Genomic DNA, 12,913 nt, shown 5'->3' on the forward strand with positions numbered 1-12,913 from the left:
CACCGGCACCCGCCGTGAACCCGATGGGTGACTGGTGCGGATCAGTTCCGCAATCAGATGAACGAAATACCGGATGCGCCGCGACGCTTCGCTTCGCATGGGGCCTGCGACCGCTTCGCAACAACGCAAGGCCGCGCCTTGTGGATAGCGTTGTACCGCTTTGCAACGGCCTTTCAATGGGTGACAAAGCCGTCGCGCATGCTGCTCGAGCATTAGGACCAGGAACGTGAGGACGTAGGCACACATGCGGTGCGAACCAAAGTCAATGGAAAGTCCCGCCCGCAAAAGCGATCTCGTCACGGCGCAGCACAGCACAGCAATGCTCAAGAATATTCGTGCTCCCGAACGACTCACCGGTCAACACATTGTCAACATCCTCGGCATTTATCGTATCGGACACCTCACGTAAATTCTTCTCCAACGAAACTCAACAAGGAGAAGCGAAATGCAAATCACGGTAGTCGGATATGGGAATGTCGGCGCGGCGATGGTCAAGCAGTTGAGCGCTGCCGGTCACCAGGTTGAAGTCACCGGCCGCAAGCCCGAAGGCGCAGAAAAAGTGGCCGCGCAATTTGGCGCCAAAAGCGCGTCGCTGGCTGGTGCCGCGAAAGAGGCCGAACTCGTCGTGCTCGCCGTGCCGTACGGCAATGCCGCCGCCGCGCTCGCCGAACTGGGATCGCTCGAAGGCAAGGTGCTGGTTGATGTGACGAACCCGCTGACCGACGACTACATGGGCCTCACCATCGGTCACACCACGTCGGCCGCCGAGGAAATCGCGAAGCTCACCGGCGCGTCGGTCGTCAAGGCGTTCAACACGCTGTTCGCTCAAGTGCTCGACGGCGGCGCGGCGTTCCCGTCGCAGCCGGCTTCGGTGTTCGTCGCGAGCGACATACCGGACGCAAAGCAGAAAGTCGCCGCCGTTGCCGAGTCGATGGGCTTTTCGAGCGTCGATGCAGGTCGCCTCAAGAACGCGCGTTATCTCGAAGCCGTCGCGGGACTGAACATCTATCTTGGCTATGGGGCAGGTCTCGGTGTGCAGATCTCGCCGACGTGGATCAAACGCTGATCCAGCCACTTACTCTGTCGATGCGGACCGCCTCTGCCTGACCGGCAGAGGCGGTTTTGCGTTTTTGTCAGGCCGTCGGTCTCACGGCCGAGGGCTCACGCTTCACGCCTCACACGTCACCGCTCACCGCGCTCTCCTTGCGGCAACTACGCGGCGTCATATCGAACTTCGCGCGAAAGCTGCGGCTGAAATGCGCGGCATCGTTGAAACCCCAGCGAAAGCAGATCTCCGACACCGACAGGCCCCGATGCGCCGGGCTCATCAACTCCTGCCGGCAACGCTCGAGCCGCCGGTCGCGCACATAGCCCGTAAAGCTCATGCCCGCATCCTCGAAGAGCTTCTGAACGTAGCGCGAGGAAACGCGCTGCTGCTCCGTGATCGTGTTCAGCGACAGCTCCACATCGCCGAGCTGCTGATCGATCGACTGACAGATGCGCAGAAAATGCTCCGAGCGCTTGCGGTCACCGAGCGTGTGCACCGCGTGATGGTTCGCGAGACTCGCGACCAGAAACTCCGACAGCGCCACCTCGATCGGGTGAATGTCCTCGGCGTCCAGGTCCTCCAGCTCGTCGCCGACGGCCCGCAGCATCGCCGCCAGCACGCGCGTCAGGCTCGAGTCGCCCGGCAGCACGCCGCACGTAAGTCGGCGCGGATCGACGAGCCCAGGGTGCAGTAAAGTGGTCGGCACGCGCACGTAAAGCAGGCGAAAATCCGCGCGCAACTCGAGCGTCGATTCCCTGCCGCACGGTCCGTAGAGCATGTCTCCGCGTGCGACGGGCACCCGCTCGTTGGAACCGAGAAACATCGAGCGCCCTTCGAGCAGCAACGCGAGCCACAGCGCCGCCTGCTGATTGCGAAAGCTGCCAGAAATGGTCAGCGGCGTGGCCCGCACGCGCGAGAACTCGATGCCCGTCGGCGAGACGATGCCAACCACGTCGCCCTCGAAGCCCTCATTGATCGGCGCGGCGTCGTGTGGCAGACACGCCGCGTTCATCGCGTCACGCCAGACCTGAGGACGCTCTTCGGTCGAGATCGCCTGCGTGGAAAAGTGCCAGGATTTCAGCGACATACCCTGCTCTCCGACATTCATTGATCTTCGTCAACGTATGCAATTGCCGCACCATGTCAGATGAATGATAAGCAGGCCCGTTTGCCGCGATTCCTGCCCCGCGAACGATCCGTCTGACTCTTGTTTGTGCACGCTGCACCGTCGTGATCAATCGCGCGCAGGCGCAGCGGTCCACGGCGCATCGCGCCATTGCTCGGCGAGGTAATCCACCGCCACACGCGTCTTCGCGGGCAATTGCACCCGGCTGGGATAGACGGCATAGATGCCGATGGGCGGCGGCGTGAATTCGTCGAGAACCGGCACGAGGCGCCCGCGCGCGACGCTGTCCATAACGAGAAACGCAGGTTGCAGCACCAGCCCGACGCCCGCTTCGGCTGCGGCGACGCAGGTCTCGCCGTTGTTGGCGCTCATCACTGGACGCGGCCGGCCGGTATGCTCGCGCCCCGTCGCGCGCTCGCGCATGCGCCATTCGTGCCGCTCGCTGAAGTAGCCATATGCGACCGACTGATGCGCCGACAGATCAGCCGGCGTGCCGGGCACGCCATGCCGTTCCAGATACGAAGGCGACGCGCACATCACGAGCGGCGTGCTCGCCAGCCGGCGATGCACGAGCGACGACGCCACCGGCCGGGCGATGCGAATGGCCAGATCGAATCCTTCGGCGACGATATCGACCAGCGCGTCGGACAGCGCAATGACCGGCCGCACGTCGGGCGCGCGCAGCAACAGCCCGGCCCACAACGGTGCGAGATGCGCGATGCCGAAACTGACCGGCGCGCTGATGCGCAGCTCGCCCGACGCGCGGCTGCGCTCGTCCTGCGCGGCCCGCTCGGCGGTATCGAGCTGCTCAAGGATGTCGCGGCACGAGCGATAGTAGGCCTCGCCCGCCGCGGTCAACGCGACCTTGCGCGTGGTCCGATGCAGGAGCCGCGCGCCGAGGCGTGCTTCGAGGCCCTGAATGGTCCGTGACACCAGCGCGCGCGACACGCCGCTCGCATCCGCCGCCGCGGCGAAACCGCCCGCATCGACGACGCTCACGAACGATTCGATCTCACGCAGTCGGTTCACTTCTTGCCAAGCTTCGGGAAGATACCGCGCGGCAGCCGCACGTGCGCGCCGAGCGTCGAATCGACGACCTGTGTGATGCCGACATCGCCCGCCACGCTCATCAGCGAATACGCGTCGTTGCGCGACAGCCCAACATGTTCTTCGAGCAGCAGCATCGTATCGAGCGACGCATTGCGCAAGGCGCGCTCGAGCTGCGGATCGAAGCCGTGCACGATCCAGCTGTCGGCGGTTTCCAGCAGCGGCGTCGGAAACGAAAAGTCCTTGCGCACGACGATCTGCATCGTCACGTTCAGCGACGACTCGATGGCCGTGCCGCTGATTTCGCCATCGCCCTGCGAGACGTGCGGATCGCCGATCGAGAACAACGCGCCCGCCACCTGCACCGGGTAATACATCGTCGCGCCGGCGCCGATGCGCCAGTTGTCGATATTGCCGCCGTGGCGTCCGGGCGGAATGGTGCTCACCCGGCCATCGACGGCGGGTGCGACGCCGGCCGTGCCCAGATGCGGGCGCGCGGGAATGCGCACGCCGTCGAGCGCTGGCTGACGGTCGCAGACCGGGCAATCGGTGATGGCGCCAGGCGTCAGATACTTGCCCTTGAAATCGTAGGCGTACAAGGCGGACGCATGGTTCGCGCCTTCGTCCAGTTCATAGATGGTCACGCGCTCTTTCTCGCCCATCTCCTTGTAGAGATAGCCCCAATTCGCCGCGAGGTTCGAGCCGTAGCGGCAGCGCGGCGTCATATGCAGAAAGCGCACTTCGAGCATGTCGCCCGGCTGCGCGCCTTCGACATGAATCGGGCCGGTCATGATGTGCACGCCCGGATTGCGGTCGTGTTCGGGAATAGCCCGCCAGAGTGCGCGCATCGCCTCGTCCATCATCAGATCGGGCGCGTCGCCCGCGTGATGCGTGAGCGCTTCGGCATACACGAGATCGCCGCTTCGCACTGTCAATGCGGGCGCGAGCGATGCGTCGAAATAGCCCCAGTGGACGTTCTCGCGCGTCGCACGCAAGGTGTGCAGCGCGCTGGGTTCAATATGGGCACGGGCTGCGCCTTCGGTCGGAATCAATGCCATGGAATTGCTCGTCGAAAGTTAGAGGTCGAGTACGAGAAGCGGAGTCTTCGAGCGCGAGCAGCACGGCGTGAACACCTTGCCGGAGGCCTGCTCTTCTGTGCTCAATATCCAGTCACGATGATCGGGCACGCCGTCGAGCACGCGCGTAATGCACGAGCCGCACACGCCCTGCTCGCAAGACATTGGCACATGCACGCCGGCGTCCGCGAGCGCGGCGCACACGCTCTGCCCTACCGCAACGCTCACGCGTCGTCCGGTCGAAGCGAGTTCCACGTCGAACGGAAGGCGGGCGCGTGCAGGCGCTTCGCGCCCCGTTGAGGACGGAGCGGCGAAGCGTTCGCAGTGCAGATGATCGTCGGACCAGCCGAGCGCGCGCGCCGTGTCGAGCACGGCATCGATCATCGCGAACGGTCCGCAGACGTATAGATGCCGTCCCGCTTCGAAACCGCCGATCAGCGGCGCGAAGTCGTCGCAACGCCCGAGGTGACGCGTGACATTGGCGCTCCACGGCGCCCGCGCGATCTCGTCGACGAAGGCCTGGCGCTCGGGCGCGGCCGCGAAATCGTGCAGCGCGAAGCGCGCGCCCGCAGCGTGCAGCGACCACGCCATGGACAGCATCGGCGTGATGCCGATGCCCCCCGAAATCAGCAAAGGCGGCAGCGGCGCCATTGTCATCGGGAAATGATTGCGAGGGCCGAGCGCGTCGAGCGTGTCGCCGACCTGCACCCGTTCGCACATGAAACGCGAGCCGCCCCGGCCCTCCTCGTCGTGCTGGACGGCGACGCGATAGCGCTTCGCGTCGGCGGGATCGCTGCACAGCGAGTATTGCCGCGCGAGGCCGTCGCAGTCGATCTCGAGGTGCGCGCCCGCCTCGAAGGCCGGCAGCGACAGATAGTCGGCCGCTTCGAACTCGAACGCGACGATGTTGCGCGCGATCTTCGCGCGGCTCACGACGCGCAACTTCAGGCGCGCCGCGACCTGCAGATGCGGTGCCTCGTGCAGGTTCATGCGGTCCCCCGCAGACGTGCGTCGGCCGACTCGTCGAGCGTGAAGCTCAGCATGCTGAGCGAGCCGTATTCGAGGAAGTTGCTGGCGAAGTTCACGGCCTCCCCCGCGTGACGTGCGCCGAGCGCGTACAGCACCGGCCAGTAGTGATCGGGCGTCGGCACCGAGCGCAGCGCGGGCGCGCCCATGCGCTCGTAGTCGATCACGTCGGCCGGCCGGTCTTCGGCAATCGCGCTCGCGATGTGATCGTGAAACGTCTGCGCCCAGCCGTAGCCCGAGTTGGGCGTGCCCCAGTCCATCGCCGACAGGTTGTGCACGATATTGCCGCTCGCCGCGATCAGCACGCCCTCGTCGCGCAGCGGCCGCAGCGCGCGGCCCAGTTCGTAGTGGTAACGCGCATCGCGATTGCGGTCCATGCTCAGTTGCACGACCGGAATTTGCGCAGCGGGAAACGCCTTGAGCAGCACGGACCACGCGCCGTGGTCCAGACCCCAGCGCTCGTCGAGCGCCACCGGCAGCGGCGCGAGCAACTTCACGATGCGCTGCGCTAGTTCGGGATCGCCGGGCGCGGGATAGCGCTGCGCGAACAGCGCGGGCGGAAACGCGCCGAAATCGTGGATCGTGCGCGGTTGTGGCATCGCGGTGACGGCCGTGCCGTGGGTGAGCCAGTGCGCGGAAATCATCAGGATCGCGCGCGGCGTACCCGCGGCGGTGCCCATCGACGCCCACGCGCGGGTGGCGCGATTGTCGTCGAGTGCATTCATCGGGCTGCCGTGGCCGAAGAACATCACGGGCATGCGGGTCGGGTTCAGGGACATGGTCGTTATGCGCTTATACGTTCAGGCGTTCGAGCCGGAACAGTGAAGCAGCCTGCGCGACGTGCGGCGCCGCGTCGATCAGGCTGCGGGTGTATGGATGCTGCGGATTCGCGAGCACGGATTCGGTCGGCCCGGCCTCGACCACAACGCCGCGCTGCATCACGATCACGCGCGAGCACAGGTAGCGGACGACGGCGAGGTCGTGCGAGATCAGCATCAGCGCGATCTTGTGCGACTCGCGCAGCGCGAGCAGCAGCTCCATGATCTGGGCCTGCACGGAGACGTCGAGCCCCGACACGATTTCATCGGCAACCAGGAGACGCGGCACTTCGCACAACGCGCGCGCGATGTTCACGCGCTGTCGCTGCCCGCCCGATAGTTGCGACGGGAACCGAGCGGCGTAGCTCTGCGCGAGCCCGACTTCGTCCAGCAGATCGAGCGCGCGGCGCGCGCGGTCCACGTGTAGATGCGGACGGCTCTCCATCGGCTGCGTGACGATGCTCGCGAGCCGCCGGCGCGGATTGAGCGCGGCGCGAGCGTCCTGAAAGATCATCTGGATCGCGTCGATGCGCTTGCGCCACATCGCGCGGCTCGCGTCGAGCGGCGTGCCGTCCAGCACAATCTGTCCTTCGCTCGGCATTTCGAGACCCATGACGAGGCGCCCGAGCGTGCTCTTGCCGCTGCCGCTTTCACCGACCACGCCGATGAATTCCCCCGGCGCGACGCTCAGATCGAGCGGTCGCAACGCGGCCGCCGACGACTTCTCATAGCGCTTGCCGACGCCGCGCAACTCAAGGAACGGGGCGGCCGACATCACCGTGCGCTCGACGAGCGGCGCGCGCACGGGGTCGTCAGGTAGTGCACCGGCGCGCAGGCAGCGCACGGCGCGCGCGTCGCCGGCGCGCGTGTCGTCACGCAACGCGATCGGCGCGCTCTCGCAGGCGGGCGTGACAGCGGCGCAGCGCGCGGCGAAGCGGCAGCCGCGCAACGCGGCCAGTTCCTCGAAACCCGGCATGTGGCCGTTCAGTGGCTCTACGCGCACGCGTTCGCCCTTGAGCATCGGATCGGCGCGCAACAGCGCCCGCGTATAGGGATGGCTCGGCGAGGCAACCACTTCCCGAGCCGGACCGCACTCCACCAGATCGCCCGCGTACAGCACAGCGATGTCGTCGCACGCGTGCAGTGCGAGACCGATATCGTGCGTCACGAAAATCACGCTGGTGCCGCGCCGCGCCTGCATCTCGCGCATCAATTCGACGACGTGGCGTTGCGTAGTCACGTCGAGCGCGGTGGTGGCTTCGTCGGAGATGACGAGTTCCGGATTGCTCGCGAATGCCATCGCGATGCACACGCGCTGGCACATGCCGCCCGACAGCTCGAACGGATAGCGCGCGAGCAAACTCGCCGGGTCGGGCAGCAGCACTTCCGCGAGCGCGTCGATGCTGCGCTGACGGCGCTCGTGCCCCGCGACGCCGAGCCGCGTGAGATGCAGCGCGAACTGCTTGCCGATGGACAGCATCGGATCGAGCGCGCTCATCGGCTCCTGCGGAATGTAGGCGATCCGCTTGCCGAGCAGCGCACGCTGTTGCGACGCGCTCGCGCCGAGCAGATCGATGCCCGCGAAACGCAGCGTCTGCGCGTTCAATTCGAAACCGCGCGGCAGGCTGCGCGCGAGCACGCGGCCGAGCATGCTCTTGCCCGCCCCGGATTCGCCAACGAGGCCCAGCATACGGGCGCGCCGCACCGTGAGCGCGATATCGCGCAGCAACGCGACGCCGTCGCGCTCGACATTGAGCGCGACGAGCGTGAGCAGCGCATCGTCGATGGCGCCCGCACTAGTCGCGACGGCCGCCGGTCGCGATGAAGTCTTGAACAGCCCGATCATGCGCGTTGCTCCGAGCGTTCGAGAAGACGAGCGTCGGTCGAGCGCCGCAAGCCTTCGCCGAGGAAGGTCGTCGCGAGGACCGAGAGGCCCATGCAGACGATCGGCAAGATCAGGCCCCACGGCGAGCTGAACACGTTGGCAAGACCATCGGAAATCATGCTGCCCCAGCTCGGCTGGCTCGCGTCCGCCGAGAGCCCGACGAACGACAGGCTGCACTCCGCGACGATCGCGATGCCGACTTCGAGACTCATCAGCGTGATGAGCGTCGGCAGCAGCGCGGGCAGCACGTCGCGCAGAATCGTCGCGAGCGGCCCGGCGCCCGCGATGCGCGCCGCCGCCACGTAATCGCGCCGTCGGATCACGACGACCTCCGCGCGCAGCACGCGGCAAAAGCGCGTCCAGTCGACGAAAATCAGCGCGATGATCACGTTGGCGATGCTCGTCGACAGCGCGACCACCAGCACGAGCGCGAGCACCACCGCCGGGAACGACATCCAGACTTCCACCACGCGCAGCACCGCCCAGTCGATCCTGCCGCCGCACCAGCCCGCGAGAAGCGCGAGCGCGCCGCCAATCAGCGCGGTCCCGAGCGGCGCGATGAAGCCCACCAGCACCGCGATGCGGGCGCCGTACAGCGCGAGGCTGAGCACATCGCGACCGAGCGAATCGGTGCCGAACAGGTGTTCGCTCGAACCGCCCGGCGCCCACGCGGGCGGCAGCAAGGTGCTGAGCAGATCCTGATCGTCCGGACGAAACGGCGCGATGGCGGGCGCGAGCAGTGCGGCGAGCACGAGCATCACAAGCACGCACGCCCCGAACAGCACCCGTGGCTCGCGTGCGATGCGCCGCAGTGTGGCGCGCGAAAGCGACGATGGCTGCACGGCCGCCTGAGAAACACAAGGTGTATTCATGCGACCCTCAGACGCGGATTGAGCAGGACTTCGAGCGCATCGGCGGCGGCGTTCGAGCATTGGACGACGACGGCGTAGATGAGCGCCAGGGCTTCGATCACCGGCAAATCGCGCGCGCCGATCGCGTTGATCATCAGCGTGCCGATGCCTGGCATACCGAATACTTTTTCGACGAGCAGCGTGCCCCCAATCAAGAGACTCACTTGCATCGCGAGAATGTTCAGCGTCGGTAGGGCCGCGTTGCGCCACGCGTGCTGACGCAGAATCTGTGCTTCGGTGAGGCCGCGCAAACGCGCCGCGTGGATGTATTCCTCGGCGTAGGTATCGAGCAGGCTCGAGCGCAGGATGCGCATGAGCGGCGGCGCGATGCCCATGCCGAGCGCCACGCACGGCAGCACGAGATGCTGGAGCGCATTGCCGAACGCGGCCCACTGACCGTCGAGCAGCGTATCGACGAGCAGGAAGCCCGTGTGACGCGCGACGGTATACGCGTTATCGATCGGCCCGAGGAACGGCAGCCATCGCAGCGCGATGCCGAACAGTAAGACGAGCAGGATGCCCCACAGGAAATCGGGCACCGCCATCGCCAGGCCGTTGAGCATTTCGCAGAGGCGCTCGGCAAGCGTATCGCGCCGGCTGAACGCATACACCGCGCTCACGATGCCTGCGAGGACGCCGAGCAGCAGACCGCCAAAGAGTAGTTGCAACGTCGTCGGCAATGCACTCGCGATCAGCGCGCCGACCGGCTGCCCGTTCTGCACCGAGCGGCCGAAGTCGCCGCTCAGCATGCCCGCGACCCAGTGCAGGTACTGCACGGCAAGCGGCTGATCGAGCCCGAGCGTGTGTCTGACTTCGGCGATCTGCGCGATGCTCGCGTTCGGCGGCAGCAGCATCGCCGCCGGGTCCGAGCGCAACAGCCGCAGCGCGGCGAAAATCACAACGGACACCGCCAGCAATATGACGACCCGGCGTGCGACGCGCCGCGAGAACTTCACGGCTCGATGCTGTACGAACGATTCACGCTCACGCGGCGTGCTCACTTCGATGGACGTGCTCATAGGCGTCTCTTCGTCAGTCCGCGACGACCACGTCGATCGCGGCGAGCCGGCCCTGCGCGCTGGCGGCAGTCTCGCTCATGCGCTGGAACGTGGCCCGATAACGCGGCACGAGCCACGCGTTGAGTTCCTGCTGCGCTCGCTCCTGCCATGAGTAGCGCCCGCGCACGGCATAGCGCGATTGCAGGCCCACCTGCACCATCTCGTCGACATGCAGATCTTGCGCAATGATGTCCGATACTGCGCTCGTGCTCATCTCGACACGCTTGGCAAAAAGCGGATCCTTCATCGTGCCGGGCGCGTACAGCACGCCCTGATCGAGATAGTGCGTGCCCGCGGAATCGGCGCGCAGGATCATGTAGATCACACTATCGACGGTCACGACGAGTGAGAGCGTCGGCGGGAGATTAGCGAACAGCATGCGCTTGCGCTCTTCGTCCGTGAGCTTGGGAAAGCGCGGAAACAACGCCTTTTGCGTCGGGTTGAACGCGGCGTCGACGTGCAGTGTGCCGTTGAAGCGGTAATAACCTGCCGTGTCCTGCGGCAGTTCTGGCGGGAAAGTCGCGAGCGCGCTCGGCACGAAGTCGTGCAACGGCCCGTGATGCAGACGGTTCGCGTGATAGCCGTCGTTATTGTTTTCGAACATCACCTTCCAGTTCCACTTAAAGTGAAACGGCCGCTCGGGGCGCGGGCCTTCTGCGCTTTTCAGGTCGAAGTTGCCGAGCACGGCGTCGAGCGCGGTGAGGCGCGGCGCGAGCGGCGGCGCGGCGTGATCGAAGTTGATGAAGATGAAGCCTTGCCAGCACTCCACCTGCATCGTCGGCAGGCAGAAGTCCTTCCTGTCGAAGCCTTTGGTCTCGTCCATCGCGGGCGCGGCGATCAGTTCGCCGTCGAGCGAGTAGGCCCAATGGTGATATGGGCACAGCAGCGCGCGCGCATTACCGAAACCCTCGGCGATGACCATCGCGCGATGCTGGCACACCGACGACATCGCCTTGATCTCTCGCTTCGCATTACGCGTGATGACGAGCGGCTCGCCGACGATCGAGGTCGTGAAGTAGTCGCCTGGATTGCTGATCCAATCTTCGCGTCCGACGCACAGCCATTCGTGATTGAATAGCGCTTCCTTCTCGAACTCGAAGAAGTCGGGGTCCGTATAGCACGAAGGCGGCAGCGTTTCCGCCTGGCTGACATGCACGGCGGAGCGCTCCAGCGCGGCAAAGAAAGCGGCGTCAAACTTCGGATTGAAGGGTTTGTTGACCATTGCCAATTCTCTTGATCTCTCTGATGGATCCACGGCGCGCGCTCACGCGCTCCAGTAAGCGGGCAGCATCCAGCCGCTCAGGAACGGCGTGTACCGCACGCCCTTGCGATACGACGCCGTGGCGATACCCTGCATCAGCGGCAGCGCGTAACCTTCGCCGACCGCCCACCGGTGGAATTCCTTGTAGCCCGCGATGCGCTTCGCTTCATCCAGTTCGACGAGCAGCGGATCGAGATGCGGCGACACGTCGGCGCTGCGCCACACCGAGAAGCCCGTCTTCGGATTCAGATACGAGCCCGCCGACAGTTCCGGGTCGCCGCTGCCGTTCTGCCACATCCACAAGGTCGGGCCGGGCAGCGTGCCCGCGACGGCCTGGGAGAAGAACTGCGCGGTTTCGATCGGACTCAGCTCCGCTTCGATGCCCACCTTCTTCCACATCTGCTGGATCGCGCGGGCCATGTCGTAATCGCTCGGATACGCACCGTTGGTCGCGAGAAATTTCACGCGCACGGGCTTGTCCGTCGAATAGCCGCTCTTCGCGAGCAACGCTTTCGCCCGCGCGGGGTCGAAAGCGAACTTGTAGTCCGGATCGAATGCAGGCGTGCCGGGCGCGGCGGGGGTCGACATCGGCGCCGGCACGTTATTGAAGAACGCGCGCACCAACGCCTCTTTGTCGATCGCGTGATGCATCGCGAGGCGGACATTGCGGTCCTGCGTCGGGCCGCCGTTGATCATATGGATCAGATACGAATCGATGGTAGGCGTAATCTTGCTATCGTGCGTGCCGCCTTGCGACAGACGCACCGCCTCGCGCAACGGCAGCATCCCGGAGACATCCGCTTGCGCCGCCTGCACGGCCGCGACGCGCGCGGTCGGGTCCTTCACCACCTGGAACACGACATCGCGGATCTTCGGCGTGCCGCGCCAGTGCTTGTCGAATGCGGCGAGCGTCATACGCGAATCGCGCTCATACGCGACGAGCCGGTACGGCCCCGAGCCCACCGGCTTCGCGATGAAGCCGGTCGCGCCGACCTGCTCGAAGTACTTGCGGGGCAGGATGTAGCTGCCCATGTAGCCGAGGAACGCGGGCGCGGTGACCATCGGCACCTTGAAGTGCATCACCGCGCGCGTGGGCGTCGGCGTTTCGATGGCTTCGAGCGCCCACCAGATGCCGCCGAGTTGCAGCGACTTGTCGGCCTGCAGGCGATCGAATAGCGTGAACTTGAAGTCGTCGGAGGTCAACTTGTCGCCGTTGTGGAACAGCACGTCGCTGCGAAAGTCGAGCTCCAGCACCTTGCCCGCCGTGTCCTTCCAGCGCCACGCGGTGACGACGCCCGGGCCGAGCTTGCCCTTCGCGTCGATGTCGAGCGCCGCGTCGTAGACGCTGCGGTAGATCGAGATGGGATTCGGCGCGACGCGCACGAGCGGGTCCCATGACGGCACGTCGGTAGGAAAGGCGATGGTGAGTGGCGCGTTCGCGGCGAGAGCGGCGCTGCTCGCCGTCAGTGCGCCGAGGCCGCCGAGGGTGCCGGCGGCCGGCGTGGCGAGTCCCGCCAACGTACCGCCCAGTATCTGGATGAAGTTTCTGCGTGTAGTCATGGAGAAATCCGTTCTTTGCGCGAAGCGCCTCGTTGCCGCTAGAGCCGTGAAACCTCACGGCATGGCATCAGATTAAGAGGACAAAACCAGGCTGTCT

At 65.7% G+C, this 12,913-nt stretch carries 11 protein-coding genes; 1 reads left to right on the top strand and 10 read right to left on the bottom strand.

The window, feature by feature from the left end; genetic code table 11:
- Positions 1-409 precede the first annotated feature (409 nt).
- A complete protein-coding gene (locus OKW41_RS34505; protein ID WP_429576530.1) occupies positions 410-1,066 on the top strand; it encodes an NADPH-dependent F420 reductase in 657 nt (218 codons plus the stop codon).
- Positions 1,067-1,175: 109 nt separating this feature from the next.
- On the opposite strand, the gene OKW41_RS34510 is transcribed toward OKW41_RS34505, so the two are convergent.
- The 10 genes from OKW41_RS34510 to OKW41_RS34555 form a co-directional block, all read right to left on the bottom strand.
- A complete protein-coding gene (locus OKW41_RS34510) occupies positions 1,176-2,135 on the bottom strand; it encodes a helix-turn-helix domain-containing protein (RefSeq protein WP_429575384.1) in 960 nt (319 codons plus the stop codon).
- A 147-nt stretch (positions 2,136-2,282) separates the two neighbouring features.
- Positions 2,283-3,203 (bottom strand): LysR substrate-binding domain-containing protein, encoded by a 921-nt coding sequence (locus tag OKW41_RS34515; RefSeq protein ID WP_429575385.1) that lies wholly within the window; start codon positions 3,201-3,203, stop codon positions 2,283-2,285.
- Positions 3,200-4,279: an acetamidase/formamidase family protein gene (locus OKW41_RS34520; protein WP_429575386.1), complete on the bottom strand. Its 1,080-nt coding sequence runs from the start codon at positions 4,277-4,279 to the stop codon at positions 3,200-3,202. Before OKW41_RS34520 ends, OKW41_RS34515 begins: the two co-directional genes overlap by 4 nt.
- 18 nt (positions 4,280-4,297) lie before the next feature.
- On the bottom strand, positions 4,298-5,287 hold the full coding sequence (locus tag OKW41_RS34525) for a PDR/VanB family oxidoreductase (RefSeq protein WP_429575387.1): 990 nt from the start codon (positions 5,285-5,287) through the stop codon (positions 4,298-4,300).
- Complete coding sequence (gene ygiD, locus OKW41_RS34530) at positions 5,284-6,102, bottom strand: 4,5-DOPA dioxygenase extradiol (protein WP_429575388.1); 819 nt, start codon at positions 6,100-6,102, stop codon at positions 5,284-5,286. The genes OKW41_RS34525 and ygiD overlap by 4 nt, the downstream gene beginning before the upstream one ends.
- 13 nt (positions 6,103-6,115) lie before the next feature.
- On the bottom strand, positions 6,116-7,987 hold the full coding sequence (locus OKW41_RS34535; protein ID WP_429575389.1) for a dipeptide ABC transporter ATP-binding protein: 1,872 nt from the start codon (positions 7,985-7,987) through the stop codon (positions 6,116-6,118).
- Positions 7,984-8,898, bottom strand: a complete 915-nt coding sequence (locus OKW41_RS34540) for an ABC transporter permease (RefSeq protein WP_429575390.1) — start codon at positions 8,896-8,898, stop codon at positions 7,984-7,986. The genes OKW41_RS34535 and OKW41_RS34540 overlap by 4 nt, the downstream gene beginning before the upstream one ends.
- On the bottom strand, positions 8,895-9,956 hold the full coding sequence (locus OKW41_RS34545; RefSeq protein WP_429575391.1) for an ABC transporter permease: 1,062 nt from the start codon (positions 9,954-9,956) through the stop codon (positions 8,895-8,897). The genes OKW41_RS34540 and OKW41_RS34545 overlap by 4 nt, the downstream gene beginning before the upstream one ends.
- 13 nt (positions 9,957-9,969) lie before the next feature.
- On the bottom strand, positions 9,970-11,217 hold the full coding sequence (locus tag OKW41_RS34550) for an aromatic ring-hydroxylating oxygenase subunit alpha (RefSeq protein WP_429575392.1): 1,248 nt from the start codon (positions 11,215-11,217) through the stop codon (positions 9,970-9,972).
- 42 nt (positions 11,218-11,259) lie between these two features.
- A complete protein-coding gene (locus OKW41_RS34555; protein ID WP_429575393.1) occupies positions 11,260-12,816 on the bottom strand; it encodes an ABC transporter substrate-binding protein in 1,557 nt (518 codons plus the stop codon).
- Between the last annotated feature and the right edge of the window lie 97 nt (positions 12,817-12,913).

This window comes from Paraburkholderia sp. UCT70 (assembly GCF_050434085.1).
Classification (GTDB): Bacteria; Pseudomonadota; Gammaproteobacteria; order Burkholderiales; family Burkholderiaceae; genus Paraburkholderia; species Paraburkholderia tuberum.